Source organism: Acinetobacter sp. AOR01_HL, from assembly GCF_027855455.1.
Classification (GTDB): Bacteria; Pseudomonadota; Gammaproteobacteria; order Pseudomonadales; family Moraxellaceae; genus Acinetobacter; species Acinetobacter baumannii.
This window is the reverse complement of the sequence record NZ_JAKTIM010000044.1, coordinates 1-18474: the sequence shown is the minus strand read 5'-3', so window position 1 is coordinate 18474 and position 18474 is coordinate 1. Positions and strand designations below refer to the sequence as shown.

12 protein-coding genes and 1 pseudogene are annotated in these 18474 nt (G+C 39.8%); 12 read left to right on the top strand and 1 reads right to left on the bottom strand.

Features of this window, described 5'->3' with window-relative positions:
* Positions 1–11: 11 nt before the first annotated feature.
* From sdhA to sucD, 8 genes and pseudogenes are all read left to right on the top strand, one after another.
* Entirely contained in the window at positions 12–1847 is a 1836-nt protein-coding gene (gene sdhA, locus MKL62_RS14200; protein ID WP_000500957.1) for a succinate dehydrogenase flavoprotein subunit, read from the top strand.
* Positions 1848–1861: 14 nt separating this feature from the next.
* Positions 1862–2572 carry a succinate dehydrogenase iron-sulfur subunit gene (locus MKL62_RS14195; protein WP_000086385.1) on the top strand — a complete coding sequence of 237 codons (711 nt, stop codon included), beginning with the start codon at positions 1862–1864 and terminating at the stop codon, positions 2570–2572.
* 283 nt (positions 2573–2855) lie between these two features.
* Positions 2856–2985, top strand: a pseudogene (locus MKL62_RS14190) (hypothetical protein).
* Positions 2986–3142: 157 nt separating this feature from the next.
* A complete protein-coding gene (locus tag MKL62_RS14180; protein WP_001984866.1) occupies positions 3143–5983 on the top strand; it encodes a 2-oxoglutarate dehydrogenase E1 component in 2841 nt (946 codons plus the stop codon).
* Positions 5983–7179, top strand: coding sequence for a 2-oxoglutarate dehydrogenase complex dihydrolipoyllysine-residue succinyltransferase (gene odhB, locus MKL62_RS14175; protein WP_000179879.1), 1197 nt, complete (start codon positions 5983–5985; stop codon positions 7177–7179). Before MKL62_RS14180 ends, odhB begins: the two co-directional genes overlap by 1 nt.
* 62 nt (positions 7180–7241) lie before the next feature.
* A complete protein-coding gene (lpdA, locus tag MKL62_RS14170) occupies positions 7242–8675 on the top strand; it encodes a dihydrolipoyl dehydrogenase (RefSeq protein WP_000082610.1) in 1434 nt (477 codons plus the stop codon).
* 147 nt (positions 8676–8822) lie between these two features.
* Positions 8823–9989, top strand: coding sequence for an ADP-forming succinate--CoA ligase subunit beta (gene sucC, locus MKL62_RS14165; protein WP_001048573.1), 1167 nt, complete (start codon positions 8823–8825; stop codon positions 9987–9989).
* 14 nt (positions 9990–10003) lie between these two features.
* Entirely contained in the window at positions 10004–10894 is an 891-nt protein-coding gene (gene sucD / locus MKL62_RS14160) for a succinate--CoA ligase subunit alpha (RefSeq protein ID WP_005128037.1), read from the top strand.
* Positions 10895–11307: 413 nt separating this feature from the next.
* On the opposite strand, the gene trpS is transcribed toward sucD, so the two are convergent.
* The gene (gene trpS / locus MKL62_RS14155) at positions 11308–12321 is read right to left on the bottom strand and encodes a tryptophan--tRNA ligase (protein ID WP_000072941.1); all 1014 of its coding nucleotides are present in this window, start codon (positions 12319–12321) and stop codon (positions 11308–11310) included.
* A 207-nt stretch (positions 12322–12528) separates the two neighbouring features.
* On the opposite strand from trpS, the gene MKL62_RS14150 reads away from it, so the two are divergent.
* The 4 genes from MKL62_RS14150 to MKL62_RS14135 all read left to right on the top strand — a co-directional run.
* Positions 12529–13452, top strand: a complete 924-nt coding sequence (locus MKL62_RS14150; protein ID WP_000146246.1) for a DUF808 domain-containing protein — start codon at positions 12529–12531, stop codon at positions 13450–13452.
* Between the two features lie 29 nt (positions 13453–13481).
* Positions 13482–14381 (top strand): KPN_02809 family neutral zinc metallopeptidase, encoded by a 900-nt coding sequence (ypfJ, locus tag MKL62_RS14145; RefSeq protein WP_001267353.1) that lies wholly within the window; start codon positions 13482–13484, stop codon positions 14379–14381.
* A gap of 237 nt (positions 14382–14618) precedes the next feature.
* On the top strand, positions 14619–16121 hold the full coding sequence (locus MKL62_RS14140; protein WP_000526259.1) for a cation:proton antiporter: 1503 nt from the start codon (positions 14619–14621) through the stop codon (positions 16119–16121).
* A 458-nt stretch (positions 16122–16579) separates the two neighbouring features.
* The coding region (locus tag MKL62_RS14135) for a BapA/Bap/LapF family prefix-like domain-containing protein (protein WP_270899786.1) at positions 16580–18474 on the top strand (1895 nt) is incomplete at its 3' end.

Below are 18474 nucleotides of genomic sequence, written 5' to 3'. Positions count from 1 at the left end.
AGGAAGATATCATGGGCGCGATAAACCCTAAAGAAGATTATTCAAATATTCAAAACCTCACTTTCGATGCTGTTATCGTTGGTGGTGGTGGTTCTGGTATGCGTGCATCTTACCAACTTGCTCAAGCAGGTTTGAAAGTTGCTGTACTTACTAAAGTTTTCCCAACACGTTCACATACAGTTGCTGCTCAGGGCGGTATTGGTGCGTCGTTAGGTAACATGCAAGAAGATAACTGGCATTTCCACTTTTACGATACAGTAAAAGGTTCTGACTGGTTAGGTGACCAAGACGCAATCGAATTTATGTGTCGTGAGGCGCCAAAAGTTGTTTATGAACTTGAACACTTAGGTATGCCGTTTGACCGTAACGCTGATGGTACAATTTACCAACGTCCGTTCGGTGGTCACTCTGCAAACTATGGTGATAAACCAGTTCCACGTGCTTGTGCAGCTGCTGACCGTACTGGTCACGCTTTATTGCACACGCTTTATCAAAGCAACGTGAAAATGGGTACTCAATTCTTCGTTGAGTGGATCGCTCTTGATTTGATCCGTAACGAAGCGGGTGATGTACTTGGTGTAACTGCAATTGACCAAGAAACTGGTAACATTGCAGTATTCCAAGCAAAAGCAACATTATTTGCAACTGGTGGTGCTGGTCGTGTTTACCGTGCATCAACAAATGCTTATATCAACACTGGTGACGGTCTTGGTATGGCTGCTCGTGCTGGTATTCCATTACAAGATATGGAATTCTGGCAATTCCACCCTACAGGTGTTGCGGGCGCAGGCGTATTGTTGACTGAAGGTTGTCGTGGTGAAGGTGCGATCCTTCGTAACAAAGACGGCGAACCATTCATGGAACGTTATGCACCAACTTTAAAAGACTTGGCTCCGCGTGACTTCGTATCACGTTCTATGGACCAAGAAATTAAAGAAGGTCGTGGTTGTGGTCCAAAAGGTGATTATATCTTGCTTGATATGACTCACTTGGGTGCTGACACAATTATGAAGCGTTTACCATCTGTATTTGAGATTGGTAAAAAATTCGCAAACGTTGACATCACTAAAGAACCAATTCCAGTAGTACCAACAATCCATTATCAAATGGGTGGTATTCCTACGAATATGCATGGTCAAGTGTGCTTACCAGAGCCTGGTACAGACAACTACACTAAACCTGTAAAAGGTTTCTATGCAATCGGTGAGTGTTCATGCGTATCAGTACATGGTGCGAACCGTTTAGGTACTAACTCACTTCTTGACTTGGTTGTATTTGGTAAGGCTGCTGGTGAGCACATTATCGATTACGTAACTAAGCATCATGGTGATGAATATGCACCGCTTCCAACAAATGTATTAGAGCAAACTTTAGCTCGTGTACGTAAATTGGATGAATCAACTTCTGGCGAAAATGCTCAAGAAGTTGCTGATGCAATTCGTGATATCGTTCAAGACCACGCAGGTGTATTCCGTACTCAAGCATTGCTTGATAAAGGTGTTAAAGAGATTCTTGCTCTTGAACCACGCGTGCGTAACATTCACTTGAAAGATAAATCTAAAGTATTTAACACTGCACGTGTTGAAGCGCTTGAAGTTGAAAACTTATATGAAGTTGCAAAAGCTACATTAATTTCAGCTGCTGCGCGTAAAGAATGTCGTGGTGCGCATACGGTAGTTGATTATGAATTACCAGCTGATCACCCAACTTATTCATACGGTCGCCGTGATGATGAGTGGATGAAACACACTTTATGGTATTCATCAGATAACCGTTTGGAATATAAGCCAGTGCGCTTCAAGCCGTTAACTGTTGATCCAATTCCACCAGCACCACGTACATTCTAATCGGGAGTATAAAGATGAGTAGAGGTACTCGTACATTCGAAATCTACCGCTATGATCCTGATAAGGATAAAGCGCCGTACATGCAAACTTTCAAGCTTGAGTTGACTGATAAGCACCGTATGTTGCTTGATGCATTGCTTGCTTTGAAGGTTCAAGACGAAACGTTAACATTCCGTCGTTCTTGCCGTGAAGGTATTTGTGGTTCTGATGGTGTGAATATCAATGGTAAAAATGGTTTGGCTTGCTTGCAAAACCTTAACGATTTACCAGAGAAAATCGTAATTCGTCCATTACCTGGTTTGCCGGTTGTTAAAGATTTGGTTGTTGATATGAACCAATTCTATGATCAGTATGACAAAATTCAGCCATTCTTGATCAATAATCAACCTGCTCCACCTAAAGAGCGTTTGCAATCTCCTGAAGAGCGTGAACACTTAAATGGTTTGTATGAGTGTATTCTTTGTGCATGTTGTTCAACTTCATGCCCATCATTCTGGTGGAACCCTGATAAATTCTTGGGTCCTTCAGCGTTATTGAATGCATATCGTTTTATTATCGACTCTCGTGATACTGCAACTGCAGAACGTTTGGCTCGTCTTGACGATCCGTTCAGTTTGTTCCGTTGTAAAGGTATTATGAACTGTGTGTCAGTATGTCCTAAAGGTTTGAATCCAACAAAAGCAATCGGTCATATCCGTAATATGTTGTTAGATCAAGCGGGTTAATTCTGCGCAAATAGAGAACGCACATCCTTGATGTGCGTTTTTTTTTAATTTTATAATACGTGTCTTATACTTTAGTCGGTAAAAGAGGGGTTTTTATATAAAGCACCATATATTAATAGATAAAATTGGATATGTATTTCGCCAATTTATAGATGGTATGTGTCAAAAAAATCAATCGTTCGTTAAGAACATGATACGATTTGCCACAAAGTTATAGGTGAAAAAAGCGTATACTAGTGAAATTAAATTAAGTGGCACGATCTTAGATCTGTGCTTAATTTTTATGGTTAAAGTCATTTTAGAAAAGTTAATTTTAAAGTTAATTTTTCTAAAAAGATTTGCAAAAAATTGCTCGGTTTTTTATCGAGTATAAGGTGAGTGATGATGCCATTGAGGGCGTTGTGATTCATTAATTACCTATGGAGTTTTCTCTCTAGGTAGTATGACGCCCCATGGTCTTGAAGACCTGTTGGGTAAGTAGTGTCATTTTTACCAATTTGACATTATGCATCATGGGTATGCTTAAAAGGCAGCCTGTAATATTTTTTGCAATAGGAAATGGGTCCACAAATGCAAGAAGTTGCTGACGCATTGCGTCTTGACACTGAACTTTCCGCTGATAGTGCAGCGTATATTGAAGAACTTTACGAGCAGTACCTGACTTCCCCAACCTCCGTCGCTGAGGACTGGCGCCAATATTTCGATAAATATCCAAAGGGTGACCAACCACACAGCGCTGTGCGTGAGCAATTCCTATTACTAGGACGTAATGCTAATCGTGTTCAACCTGTTGTACAAAGTACTGTAAGTACTGAACATGAGCGTCGTCAAATTGGCGTTTTACAACTCATTGCTGCTTATCGCAATCGCGGACATCAAAAAGCTAAGTTAGATCCGTTAGGTCTTGCTAAGCGTGAAGATATTCCTGATTTAGATCTTTCAGCACACGGTTTAACCAAATCAGATTTAGACACAGTATTCAACACAGGCAATCTTGAGATCGGTAAAAGCGAAGCAACGCTTGCTGAGATGATTGAAGCAATGGAAGCAATCTATTGTGGTTCGATCGGTGTTGAATATATGCATATCGTGGACACAAAAGAGAAACGTTGGATTCAACAGCGTCTTGAAAGTGCCCGTGGTAAATTCAATTTCTCAAATGAACAAAAGAAAGGCTTCTTAGAGCGTTTAACCGCTGCTGAAGGCTTAGAAAAATATCTCGGTAATAAATACGTCGGCGCTAAACGTTTTGGTGTTGAAGGCGGCGAATCTTTTATTCCTATGGTAAATGAGATTATCCAGCGTGCTGGTGCCGTAGGTTGTAAAGAAGTTGTTATCGGTATGCCACACCGTGGTCGTTTGAACCTTCTTGTTAATATTATGGGTAAAAACCCTGCGGACTTATTTGGTGAGTTCGAAGGTAAAGCACTTCATAAGAAAGGTTCTGGTGACGTTAAATACCACCAAGGTTTCTCAAGTAATGTAATGACTCCAGGTGGTGAAGTTCACTTGGCATTGGCATTTAACCCATCTCACTTAGAAATCGTTGGTCCTGTAGTCGAAGGTTCTGTACGTGCGCGTCAAGTACGTCGTAGAGACATCGGCGGTGATGACGTATTACCAGTTATTGTTCATGGTGATGCTGCATTTGCAGGTCAGGGCGTAAACATGGAAACCTTCCAGATGTCACAAACTCGTGGCTATACGGTTGGTGGTACAGTTCATATTATTGTGAACAACCAAGTTGGTTTCACAACTTCTGATCCACGTGATGCGCGTTCGACAGAATACTGTACAGACGTTGCTAAAATGATTCAGGCTCCTATCTTCCATGTAAATGGTGATGATCCTGAAGCTGTTATCTTTGCTACTCAATTAGCACATGATTTCCGTCACGAATTCCGTAAAGATGTAGTCATCGATTTGTTCTGTTACCGTCGTCGCGGCCATAACGAAGCAGATGAGCCATCTGGTACACAACCATTGATGTATCAAGTGATTGCTAAGAAAGCAACTACTCGTACACTTTATGCTGATCAATTGGTACAAGAGAAAGTACTTGACCGTGCTGAAGCTGACCAAATGGTTGAAGATTATCGTGCTGATTTAGAAGCGGGTAATCATGTAGCGAATGCTTTGATTCTTGAACCGAACACTAAAATGTTTGTAGATTGGACTCCATATTTGGGCCATGAATATACAGACGATTGGGATACTTCATTTGACATAAACCGCCTTAAAGAATTAGGCGAGGGCATGAGCAAGCTTCCTGAAGGGTTTGTAATGCAGCGTCAGGTTCAAAAAGTAATTGAAGACCGCGTGAAAATGCAAACTGGTGAAACTCCATTGAACTGGGGTGCAGCAGAAACTTTAGCTTATGCAACTTTATTAGATGAAGACTATCTAGTTCGTATTACTGGTGAAGACGTGGGTCGTGGTACCTTCTCACACCGTCATGCAAAATTGCATAACCAAGTTGATGGTTCAACTTACATTCCTCTTTGCCATGTGAAAGAGAACCAACCACGTTTTGCGATTTACGACTCTCTTTTATCTGAAGAAGCAGTTCTTGCATTCGAATATGGTTACGCAACTACGATTCCTAAGAGCTTAATTATTTGGGAAGCACAATTTGGTGACTTCGTAAACTGTGCTCAGGTTGTGATTGACCAGTTTATTGCTTCTGGTGAGACTAAATGGGAACGTGTTTGTGGTTTAACAATGTTGTTGCCGCATGGTTTCGAAGGTCAAGGTCCAGAGCACTCTTCAGCTCGTTTAGAACGTTTCTTACAGTTATGTGCTGAAGACAACATGCAAGTGATCACTCCAACGACACCTGCACAGATTTTCCATGCATTACGTCGTCAGGCTGTACGCCCAATTCGTAAGCCATTAATCGTAATGTCACCGAAATCTTTACTTCGTCATAAACTTGCGACTTCTACTTTAGAAGAGCTAGCACATGGTTCATTCCAGACTGTAATTGACGAAATTGATCAAATTAACAAGTCAGATGTAACTCGTCTTGTACTTTGTGGTGGTAAGGTTTACTACGATTTACTTGAAAAACGTCGTGAACAAAACTTGACTAATGTGGCTATTGTGCGCATTGAGCAATTGTACCCATACCCAGAACAACGTCTTGCTGAGATTTTGGCTGCTTATCCGAATGTGAAAGAACTCGTTTGGGCACAAGAAGAGCCGAAGAACCAAGGTGCTTGGTTATTTATCGCACCACGTTTATATGACGATATCTTAAAATCTGGCAAACAAATCCGTATCAGTTTTGCAGGTCGTGAAGCTTCTGCTGCACCAGCTTGTGGCTCACCGTACTTGCATGCAAAACAACAAGCTCAGCTAATTAATGATGCATTGGCAATCGAAGCTGAACAATCAGGAGATTCTCAATAATGGCAACCGAAATTAAAGCACCGGTATTCCCAGAGTCTGTTGCAGATGGAACCATCGCAACTTGGCATAAAAAGGTGGGTGAACCTGTATCACGTGATGAAGTAATCTGTGATATTGAAACCGACAAAGTTGTTTTAGAAGTTGTTGCTCCTGCAGATGGTAGCTTGGTTGCAATCATTAAAGGTGAAGGCGATACAGTTCTTTCTGACGAAGTTATTGCTCAATTCGAAGCTGGTGCTGGCGCAGCGGCTGCTGCTCCTGCGGCAGTAGAACAAGCAGTTGCTCAGACTCAAGCTGGTGCTGCTCCTGTTGTTGAGCGTAATGAAACTGTATCTGATCAAGCTCCTGCGGTACGTAAAGCTTTAACTGAATCTGGTATTGCTGCTTCTGACGTACAGGGTACTGGTCGTGGTGGTCGTATCACTAAAGAAGATGTTGCAAACCATCAAGCTAAACCAGCTGCTAACGTTACTCCATTAAGCGTTGCTGTTGGCGAACGTATCGAAAAACGCGTTCCAATGACTCGTTTACGTAAACGTGTAGCTGAGCGTCTTCTTGCAGCTACTCAAGAAACAGCAATGTTAACTACATTTAACGAAGTTAACATGAAGCCAATCATGGAATTACGTAAGCAATATAAAGATGCTTTCGAAAAACGTCATGGTGCTCGTTTAGGCTTCATGTCATTCTTCGTTAAAGCAGCAACTGAAGCGCTTAAACGCTACCCAGCTGTAAATGCTTCAATTGATGGCGATGATATCGTTTATCACGGTTACTACGACATCGGTGTTGCAGTATCTTCTGATCGTGGTCTTGTTGTACCAGTATTGCGTGATACTGACCGTATGAGCTATGCAGAAGTTGAAGCAGGTATTGCTGCTTACGCTGCTAAAGCACGTGATGGTAAATTATCTATCGAAGAAATGACTGGCGGTACTTTCACAATCACTAACGGTGGTACTTTCGGTTCATTACTTTCAACTCCAATTTTGAACCAGCCGCAAACTGGTATCTTGGGTATGCATAAAATCCAAGAACGTCCTATGGCGGTAAATGGTCAAGTTGAAATCTTGCCAATGATGTACTTAGCGCTTTCTTATGACCACCGTATGATCGATGGTAAAGAAGCTGTAGGTTTCTTGGTAGCAATCAAAGAATTGTTAGAAGAACCAGCTAAACTCATTCTTGATCTTTAATTTCTTCGAATAAATACCTACCAGGATAGAGTAATCCTCTATCCTGGTTTATGGAGATAAAAATGTCTCAACAATTTGATCTTGTTGTCATTGGCGGTGGTCCTGGTGGTTATGAAGCTGCGATTCGCGCTGCTCAACTAGGCTTCAAAGTCGCTTGTATTGAAAAACGTATTCACAACGGTAAGCCTTCTTTAGGTGGTACTTGCTTAAACGTAGGTTGTATCCCTTCTAAAGCTTTGCTTGATTCTTCTCATCGTTATGAAGATACAGTGCATCATTTAGCTGATCACGGTATTACAACTGGTGAAGTGAATTTCGATCTTGCAAAACTTCTTGCTCGTAAAGACAAAATTGTTGACCAATTAACTGGCGGTATTGATCAATTGCTTAAAGGCAACGGTATCGAGTGGTTAAAAGGTACAGGTAAATTACTTGCTGGTAAAAAAGTTGAGTTTGTTCCACATGAAGGTGAAACTCAAATTTTAGAACCTAAATACGTAATTCTTGCGTCTGGTTCTGTGCCTGTAAATATTCCTGTAGCTCCTGTAGATCAAGATATTATTGTTGATTCAACTGGCGCATTAAACTTCCCTGAAGTACCTAAGCGTTTAGGTGTAATTGGTGCAGGTGTAATCGGTTTAGAACTTGGTTCAGTATGGCGTCGTCTTGGTGCAGAAGTTGTTGTATTTGAAGCAATGGATGCATTCTTGCCAATGGCTGATAAAGCACTTTCTAAGGAATATCAAAAAATCTTGACTAAACAAGGTTTAGATATCCGCATTGGTGCAAAAGTATCTGGTACTGAAGTAAACGGTCGTGAAGTGACTGTTAAATACACTCAAGCTGGTGAAGACAAAGAACAAACGTTTGATAAGTTAATCGTTTGTGTTGGCCGTAAAGCTTATGCTGAAGGTTTATTAGCTGAAGATTCAGGTATTAAATTAACTGAACGTGGTTTAGTTGAAGTAAATGATCACTGTGCAACTTCTGTAGAAGGTGTATATGCGATTGGTGACTTAGTACGCGGTCCAATGCTTGCTCATAAAGCAATGGAAGAGGGCGTAATGGCTGTTGAACGTATTCATGGTCATGCAGCTCAAGTAAACTATGACACAATCATTTCTGTTATCTATACACACCCTGAAGCGGCGTGGGTTGGTTTAACTGAAGAGCAAGCTAAAGAAAAAGGTCATGAAGTAAAAACTGGTCAATTCGGTTTTGCTGTAAATGGTCGTGCTTTAGCTGCTGGTGAAGGTGCAGGTTTTGTTAAGTTTGTTGCTGATGCAAAAACTGACCGTTTATTAGGTATGCATGTGATTGGGCCTGCGGCATCTGACATCGTTCACCAAGGTATGATCGCACTTGAATTTGTATCTTCTGTTGAAGATCTTCAGTTGATGACTTTTGGTCACCCAACATTCTCTGAAGTTGTTCATGAAGCTGCACTTGCTGTAGATGGTCGTGCAATTCACGCGATTCAACGTAAGCGTAAATAAAATAAAGAGCGGTCCTCCGCTCTTTTTCACATTCGATGGTGTGATTAAAAAATCATCAAGTTGATAGACGTAGACAGCAATTTGCTTATACAACATGAGAATGTTGCGCAAATTGAAGACAACAAACAAAGTTAAGTAGGTAACTAAATGAACTTACATGAGTATCAAGCTAAAGCGTTATTGAAAGAATATGGTATGCCGGTACAAGAAGGTATCTTGGCAACCAATGCAGACGAAGCAGTTGCTGCATTTGAACAGCTTGGTGGTAAATTCGCTGTAATGAAGGCGCAAGTTCATGCTGGTGGTCGTGGTAAGGCTGGTGGCGTTAAAGTTGCAAAATCTAAAGAAGATGTTATCGAATTTGCAAACAATATCATTGGTACTCGTCTTGTAACGTATCAAACAGATGCAAATGGTCAACCAGTAAACAGCATCATTGTTGCTGAAGACGTATATCCAGTTGAGCGTGAGCTTTACTTGGGCGCGGTTGTAGACCGTTCTAGCCGTCGTATTACTTTCATGGCTTCTACAGAAGGTGGTGTAGAAATCGAGAAAGTTGCGGAAGAAACTCCAGAAAAAATTATCAAAGTTGAAGTTGATCCATTAGTTGGTTTACAACCATTCCAAGCACGTGAAGTTGCGTTTGCTTTAGGTTTGAAAGACAAACAAATCGGTCAATTCGTGAAAATCATGACAGCTGCTTACCAAGCATTTGTTGAAAATGATTTCGCTTTATTTGAAATTAACCCACTTTCAGTTCGTGAAAATGGCGAAATTTTATGTGTAGACGCGAAAGTAGGTATTGACTCTAACGCACTTTACCGTTTACCTAAAGTTGCTGCTTTACGTGACAAATCTCAAGAGAATGAGCGTGAATTAAAAGCATCTGAATTTGATCTTAACTATGTTGCTTTAGAAGGTAACATTGGCTGTATGGTTAACGGTGCTGGTCTTGCAATGGCAACTATGGACATCATTAAACTTTATGGTGGTCAGCCTGCAAACTTCCTTGACGTTGGTGGCGGTGCAACTAAAGAGCGTGTAATCGAAGCGTTCAAAATCATTCTTGCTGATACGTCTGTACAAGGTGTTTTAATCAACATCTTCGGTGGTATCGTACGTTGTGACATGATTGCTGAAGCAATTATTGCAGCGGTTCAAGAAGTAAACGTAACTGTTCCAGTTGTTGTTCGTTTAGAAGGTAACAACGCTGAGTTAGGTGCGAAATTACTTGATGAATCTGGTTTGAAATTAATTTCTGCGAACGGTTTGTCTGATGCCGCAGAAAAAGTTGTAGCTGCAGTTAAAGCGTAAGGGGAGTATCAATCATGAGCGTATTAATTAATAAAGACACTAAAGTATTGGTACAAGGTTTTACTGGTAAAAACGGTACTTTCCACTCTGCACAAGCTTTAGACTACGGTACAAAAGTTGTTGGTGGTGTTACTCCAGGTAAAGGTGGTACAACTCACCTTGACTTACCAGTATTCAACACAATGAAAGAAGCTGTACGTGAAACAAATGCAGATGCATCTGTAATCTATGTACCAGCTCCATTCGTTTTAGACTCAATCGTTGAAGCGGTTGATTCAGGGGTTAGCCTAATCGTTGTGATCACTGAAGGTGTTCCAACAATCGACATGCTTAAAGCAAAACGCTATTTAGAAACTAACGGTAACGGTACTCGTTTAGTTGGTCCTAACTGCCCAGGCGTGATCACTCCAGGTGAATGTAAGATCGGTATTATGCCTGGTCACATCCACCAACCAGGTCGTATTGGTATCATCTCACGTTCAGGTACATTGACTTATGAAGCTGTTGCTCAAACAACTAAGCTTGGTTTAGGTCAGTCTACTTGTATCGGTATCGGTGGTGACCCAATCCCAGGTATGAACCAAATTGAAGCTCTTCAATTGTTCCAAGACGATCCAGATACTGATGCAATCATCATGATCGGTGAGATCGGTGGTACAGCGGAAGAAGAAGCTGCTGAATTCATCAAATCTAACGTGACTAAACCTGTAGTAGGTTACATCGCTGGTGTAACTGCGCCTAAAGGTAAGCGTATGGGTCACGCTGGTGCGATCATTTCTGGTGGTCAAGGTACTGCTGAAGAGAAATTCGCTGCATTTGAAAAAGCAGGTATGGCTTACACTCGTAGCCCAGCTGAGCTTGGTTCAACTATGTTGCAAGTATTAAAAGAGAAAGGTTTAGCTTAATTGCTTCCTTGAATCTTTAAAAAATACCGCATCTGAAAAATGATGCGGTATTTTTTTGTATTATTGAAAAGTTAAATAAAATTGATATAAGGAATAATTTGGTTAAAAAAGACAAAAAAAAACGCAATGATTGGGGTGATCACTGCGTAGAACAACGAATCTGTTAAAAACAGTTTCGGCTTAAGGAGAAATGTCGTGAGGTTCATATCAACCTACTCAAGTTATATTAGTGACGCATTCTTATTTGTTCATTAAGGTTCACGTTAATTAGTGTTACTTCACGTTAAAAGGGTAAAAGCGTGTGAATCATAATAAATATATAGAAATTCTAAAAAATTAAATTATTGAATCTAAATATAATTATAAAAAAAAGCCCCGTAGGGCTTTTTTGATTTATATCTCTAATATAAAAATTAGAACTTAAATAAGCCTAAGCCATCTTTAACTTCGTCCAAAGTCTGCTGGGTAATGATTCGACATTTATCAGTACCTTGGCGTAAAACATCCATAATGTAGTCAGGATCTTTAGCAAGTTCTTCTCGACGTTCACGTATAGGTGTAATTAATTCTTTTAGTACACCTTCAAGACGTTTTTTAACTGTACCATCACCAAGACCACCACGGCGGTAGTGTGCTTTTAGCTCTTCAACTTCTTCTTTATTTGGATCAAATGCATCTAAATAAGTAAATACAATGTTTCCTTCAACTTGGCCCGGATCTTCGATGCGAAGATGATTTGGATCGGTATACATCGCATTTACAGCTTTTTTAATGTCTTTGTCAGAAGCATTTAAAACAATGGTATTGCCTAATGACTTAGACATTTTCGCTTTACCATCAAAACCAGGTAAACGAGCCATATTAGAAAGCAATGCTTTACATTCAGGTAAAAGGTCTTGACCAATTTGACGGTTTACACGACGCACGATTTCGTTAGTTTGCTCAATCATTGGAATTTGATCTTCGCCTACTGGTACTACAGTCGCTTTAAAAGCCGTAATATCAGCTGCCTGTGCTACAGGGTAGCAAAGGAAACCGGCAGGAATATCACGTTCAAAACCACGCATTTGAATTTCAGATTTGATGGTTGGGTTACGCTCCAAACGAGCTACAGTTACAAAGTTAAGATATAACATTGTAAGCTCATTCAGAGCAGGCAAGCATGACTGTACACAAATTGTGGTTTTAGTTGGATCAATGCCTACCGCTAAATAGTCTAGAGCAACTTCTAAAATGTTACGGCGAACTTTATCTGGGTTATCGGCATTGTCTGTTAACGCTTGTGCATCTGCTAATAAGAGATGTTGATGATGGCTATCCTGTAGACCTACACGAGAACGCAAAGAACCGACAAAATGCCCGAGATGAAGTTGTCCGGTTGGGCGGTCGCCTGTCAAAATAATTGGACGCTGATCAACATTACTCATTATTTATTCCACTATGGTATTGGCTTAATCAGGGATAATAAGCCCTGCAATATAAAAGATTGGCATTATTGTACGGGAAATAAAATTTTTTCGTCAGCAATTGGGGAAACTTTTCTTAAAATAATATTGTGAATTTATTCAGTAAAATTACAAAAATTGAAAAAAATCATATTACAATAGTTTAATAAATACAAACTTGGATAAGAAATGGCAAGTGGCTTACTTTTACTACTAGATGATATTGCAACAATTTTAGATGACGTCGCCTTAATGAGCAAAATGGCAGCAAAAAAAACTGCTGGTGTTTTAGGTGATGATTTGGCTTTAAATGCACAACAGGTTACAGGTGTCCGTGCTGATCGCGAATTACCGATTGTGTGGAAAGTTGCTAAAGGCTCCTTTGTTAATAAGCTCATTTTAGTTCCTCTAGCTTTATTAATTAGTGTGATTGCTCCTTGGTTGATTAATCCTTTATTAATGCTTGGCGGGCTATTCTTATGTTATGAGGGTGTTGAAAAAGTTCTTCATACCATTACACATAAAAAAGCCTCAACCTCAGAAGAAGCACAAAAAGAGTTTGATAGTGAAGAGTTAGACTTGGCAACTTTTGAAAAAGATAAAGTGAAAGGAGCTATTCGTACAGACTTTATTTTGTCAGCTGAAATTGTGGTTATTTCTTTAGGTACTGTGGCAACTGCAACTTTAATGACTAAAGTTAGTGTCCTCAGCATTATTGCAGTTGTGATGACGATCGGCGTTTATGGTTTGGTCGGCATGATTGTTAAGATTGATGACTTGGGTCTATATTTAACAAAACAGGCTGCTTCTTTTAAACAAACTATTGGTCGCGGGCTGCTTGCATTTGCGCCACTTTTAATGAAGTTATTGTCTATCGTCGGCACTATTGCGATGTTCTTGGTAGGTGGAGGGATTATTAATCATACGATTCCTTTACTCCATCATGTCACTGAAAATACAGTTGACCATGTGGAAACTATACCTGCTGTAGGCAACATCATTGGTGCTTTAACCCCAACGCTTATTAACTTTGCAATAGGAATTGTTGCTGGTGCAATAGTATTGCTTATTGTTAGTTTGATACAAAAAATGTGGCCAAAAGCTTCTAGTTAATCAGGCCATCTACAAAGAAGAGGGAAATTATGCGCTGGAAAGGCCGTCGAGTCAGTACCAATGTTGAAGACCGTCGAGGTGGAGGCGGTGTTAGGGCAGGTGGTATTAGTATTATTGGTTTGGTTGTAGCATTTGTTGCATGGAAATTTTTTGGTGTTGACCCACAACAAGCATATCAGGCAACGCAGCAGGTCACTGCTTCGCAACAATCAAATGCAACTGCACCCGAAAGTTTAACAGCCGAGCAAAAAGAAGCTTCGGATTTTATTAGGACGATTTTAGCCGATACAGAGGATACATGGACTCCTATATTTAAACAGTTAGGTAAAACTTATACGCCACCAAAATTAGTCTTGTTTAGTGGGATGATTCAGTCAGGCTGTGGTACAGCTCAGTCTGCAATGGGTCCCTTTTATTGCCCGGCAGATCAGAAGGTTTATATCGATACAGAATTCTTCAAAGATATGCGTGAGCAAATGGGAATATCTGGCGAACAAAATCAGACAGAATTATCGAGACAAGATCAGGCAGGGGACTTTGCCCAAGCTTATGTAGTTGCCCATGAAGTAGGACATCATGTTCAAACTTTGCTTGGTATTTCATCTCAAGTACAACAGGCTCGTGCACAAGTCAGTCAAAGAGAAGGTAATCAGTTATCTGTACGTCAAGAATTACAAGCTGACTGTTTAGCGGGTATCTGGGCCAATCATAATCAACAGCGTACTCAGTTTTTAGAGCAGGGGGACGTTGAGGAAGCAATGGATGCCGCGCAAAAAATTGGAGATGACTACTTACAAAAACGAGCAACAGGACAAGTCGTTCCGGATAGCTTTACTCATGGTAGTAGTGAACAGCGAATGCACTGGTTCCAAGTCGGTTTAAAAACCGGTGATATTAGCCAATGCGATACTTTTAATAATTCTATCTAAATCTATAAATAAGATGAGTTTACAAGGTGTTTAAGTAGGCTCATCTTTTTAATCATCCCTCCAACATAATTAATGTTAAGAAATTTAACTAATTGATAGAATGATTAACGTAATTCGTTAAACTTGTATTTCAACTTTTTAATTGCTTGGGCACACATGAGGTGTCTATTTTCTCGTTCTGTTCAGTTCAGCTGTCTAGATTTTTTATTTGGTCATTGACCCAGAAGAAGGGTGTTCATGGGTAATTTTTTCTTATTACAAGCATTTACGGTTGTATTTGCCTTATCAATTGCGACCACCATATTTAATAAGCGTATTTTGGGCTTTCCTCAGGCTATCGGTGTACCTCTTGTTTCTGCGATTTTTGTCTTCATTTTGCAATGGGGAGCCAGTCTTTTAAATGGTAATCAATTCATTACTATCAATATTCATAATATTGAGGAAGCAGTACGTCATATCGATTTCTATGATTTTTTAATTAATGGTGTTATTTGCTTTATTCTGACGTCTTCAGCACTTAAATTTAAAATTTCAGATCTAAGAAGCTATTGGAAACAGATTAGTATTTTAGCCACTATTGCCTTGGTAATCTGCGCTGTATTGTTTGGTAGCTTACTTTACGGTTTCCAATTGTTAGTTGGGCATCATGTACCAATTTTGGTTCTTCTATTATTAGGTGCAGCATTAGGTGCAACAGACCCGATCGGTATTAAAGGTGTTTTAAGTTCAATTCGTGCTCCTCATCATCTCATTGTTAAATTAGAAGGAGAATCTTTATTTAATGATGCGATGTGTATTGCCTTATTTATGACATTACTGAATGTTTTACAGGGTGAACATTTTTCATTGGTTGCGACATTAGAAGCTTTGCTTTATGAAATTGTGGTTGCTGTTGGTATTGGGTGGGCATTTGGGATAGGTACTTTACGCTTATTGCGTGGTAAACACGAAATGGAATCCCTGATTTTAACAACTGCATTACTTGCAAGCGGAGCATATTTGGTGGCTCTATTTGCCCATGCATCCGCACCGATTGCCTGCGTAATTGGTGGTTTAATCGTCGGCAATAAATGGAAAGAAATTCGCGAAGAGCGTGAGATCAGAGAGGTTAACCATTTTTGGCATACAGTAGAAGGGATTATCAATTCATTCTTATTTACCTTAATTGGCCTTGAGTTATTTATTCTTGACTTAAACTTTAGCCTGATTTTAGGCGGAATAGTTGCTTTCTTTATTCTGCATATTTCTCGTTTTGCCGCCAACTTTATGTCTTTTGCTTTCTTCCCAACAATGCGTAAGACTAAAAGTTACAATGGTAGTTTAACTATTTTATCTTGGGGTGGTGTTCGAGGAGGGATTTCACTCGCTTTAATTTTGGCGGTTGCGAATATTCCGGCGCTGAGTCCTTATAGTAGTATTCTGATTGGATATACCTTTATTAGCGTATTGTTATCTGGTGTAGTATGTGGACTTGGACTTCCTGCGGTAATGAATGCGTTTTATTACAATCCTAATGAAGAAACGGAAGGGCTTAAAGGCTTTTATCAAAAGCTATGCCATAAAATGAATCGCCGTGGCTTTCAATATATAGTTGGAGAAGATGCATTAGGAAGAGAAACAATTACTATCTTTAACCCAGATGTTATTGTTGATCAAAAAACAGAAGACGGGATCGCAACCATGCATGATCCAAATAAGTTACAAGAAGTAAAACGTTTCGAAAGTCCCGATAATTTCTAAAAGTAAATAAAAAAATAATTTTTATTTGAATATAAAAATGAGGCTTTAGTGTAATAGTAAAATATTATCTAAGGCCATTTTTTTTCTATATATATCATTATTAATATATTTTATTTTATTGAGATATTAAAACTTGTTATATAAAAATTTAAATTAAAATAATTTTCAATGAATGTTCAATAATAAGAAACTAATTTTGTTTTATATATAAAACAGTTAATAAGCTCATTGAATAAATTATAAGTAGAAAAATCAGATTTTTATTTATATAAAATTTGTATTAATTAATTTTTTTTCTTTGAGTACTTTAGTATTTGTTTTTTTATTTTAAAGTGTTTAATGTAAAAATGATCACATTACTTAATGTTTTTAAGTTGTAGGTCAAAAACTCGAAAACATTAAGTAAAAAGAATTATACTTAAAATCATTTAAATCAATAATATAAAAGGAATATAGATATGCCTGAGATACAAATTATTGCCAAGGATAATCATAAAACCTTGGTAACCACAGAGGGAACTTCTGCAAAACTTTCAGAAGCGTCAGTTGTGTTGGTGAAAGTGGCTGCCAGTGATGTATTGGTAGTGAATAGGGAGGGTACCAATGCAGTCATACGTCTGAAAAATGGCGAGACTATTGTTATTGAAGGCTTCTTTAGTGGAACAGCTGAGCCTAAAGATAACAGTCTGGTTTTCCAAGATGAAAATGGACAGTTAATTTGGGCAAAATTCAAAGATGCTGAAAATGATGCAGATGCTGATAGTGATGCGGACTCAGATGCTGACAGTGACGTGGAACCACAAGCACTTTTAGGTGAAGATTTACCAGCAGCTCTACCAGCAGAAGCTCCACAAGAGTTGGTATCTGATGTTATTTACCAACCTATTTCTTCAATTGAGCCTCTACTTTATCATGATGCAGGCGTGAACCCATGGTTATGGGCTGCTATTCCACTAGTTGCAGGCGGTATTATCGCTGCAGCATCAAATCATGATAGTAATGATGATTCTTCAGTACCTGCTGACACCACTCCACCAAGTACCGGTGGCGTAACTTTCTCGGTTGACCCTGTTACTTCTGATAATGTGATTAATGCATCAGAAGCATCAGGTAATGTCACCATTACAGGTGTTTTGAAAAACATTCCAGCAGATGCGGCCAACACGGCCGTTACAGTTGTTATTAATGGGGTAACTTATAATGCGACTGTAGATAAAGCAGCAGGCACGTGGACAGTAAGTGTACCGGGCAGTGGCTTAGTTGCGGATGCAGATAAAACAATTGATGCCAAAGTAACGTTTACAGATGCAGCAGGTAATAGCAGCAGTATTAACGATACACAAACTTATACACTTGATACCACTGCACCAAATGCACCAGTGATTGACCCTGTTAACGGAACAGACCCGATTACAGGTACAGCAGAACCTGGTTCAACAGTGACTGTGACTTATCCGGACGGTAGTACGAAAACTGTTGTAGCAGGACCGGATGGTACTTGGACTGTGCCAAACCCAGGTTTGAATGATGGCGATGAAGTTACAGCTGTAGCAACAGACCCTGCTGGCAATACATCAGGACCAGGAACAGCTATTGTTGATGCAGTTGGTCCAAATACGGATGGTGTTAATTTTGCTGTTGATTCGGTAACAGCTGATAATGTGATTAATGCATCAGAAGCGGCTGGCAATGTCACGATTACAGGTGTATTGAAAAACGTTCCTTCAGATGCGGCTGCTACAGCCGTTACAATTGTTATTAATGGGGTAACTTATACTGCAACTGTAGACAGTGCAGCAGGTACATGGACAGTAAGTGTACCAGGTAGCGGTTTGGTTGCTGATACTGATAAAACGATTGATGCTAAAGTAACCTTCACTGATGCAGCAGGTAATAGCAGCACAGTTAACGATACACAAACTTATACACTGGATACAGCTGCTCCTTCAGCACCAGTGATTGACCCGGTTAACGGGACAGATCCAATTACAGGTACAGCAGAACCTGGTTCAACAGTGACTGTGACTTATCCAGATGGTAGTACGGCAAGTGTTGTAGCAGGACCGGATGGTACTTGGACTGTGCCAAACCCTGGTTTAAATGATGGTGATACGGTAACAGCAGTAACAGAAGATCCAGCAGGCAATACATCAGGCCCAGCAACAGCAGTGGTTGATGCAGTTGCGCCGACAGTAGCACTTGATGATGTACTCACTAACGACAGCACACCTGCATTAACAGGTACTGTAAGTGACCCAACAGCAACTGTAGTTGTCAATGTGGATGGCGTTGACTATCCGGCAGTGAACAATGGTGACGGCACCTGGACGCTTGCAGACAATACACTTCCAAC

Bases quoted from the DNA above. Each gene is read 5' to 3' on its own strand.
- odhB (WP_000179879.1), top strand. From the start codon at position 5,983: ATGGCAACCGAAATTAAAGCACCGGTATTCCCAGAGTCTGTTGCAGAT.
- MKL62_RS14140 (WP_000526259.1), top strand. From the start codon at position 14,619: ATGGGTAATTTTTTCTTATTACAAGCATTTACGGTTGTATTTGCCTTA.
- sucD (WP_005128037.1), top strand. From the start codon at position 10,004: ATGAGCGTATTAATTAATAAAGACACTAAAGTATTGGTACAAGGTTTT.
- sucC (WP_001048573.1), top strand. From the start codon at position 8,823: ATGAACTTACATGAGTATCAAGCTAAAGCGTTATTGAAAGAATATGGT.
- MKL62_RS14180 (WP_001984866.1), top strand. From the start codon at position 3,143: ATGCAAGAAGTTGCTGACGCATTGCGTCTTGACACTGAACTTTCCGCT.
- trpS (WP_000072941.1), bottom strand. From the start codon at position 12,321: ATGAGTAATGTTGATCAGCGTCCAATTATTTTGACAGGCGACCGCCCA.
- ypfJ (WP_001267353.1), top strand. From the start codon at position 13,482: ATGCGCTGGAAAGGCCGTCGAGTCAGTACCAATGTTGAAGACCGTCGA.
- MKL62_RS14150 (WP_000146246.1), top strand. From the start codon at position 12,529: ATGGCAAGTGGCTTACTTTTACTACTAGATGATATTGCAACAATTTTA.
- lpdA (WP_000082610.1), top strand. From the start codon at position 7,242: ATGTCTCAACAATTTGATCTTGTTGTCATTGGCGGTGGTCCTGGTGGT.
- MKL62_RS14195 (WP_000086385.1), top strand. From the start codon at position 1,862: ATGAGTAGAGGTACTCGTACATTCGAAATCTACCGCTATGATCCTGAT.
- sdhA (WP_000500957.1), top strand. From the start codon at position 12: ATGGGCGCGATAAACCCTAAAGAAGATTATTCAAATATTCAAAACCTC.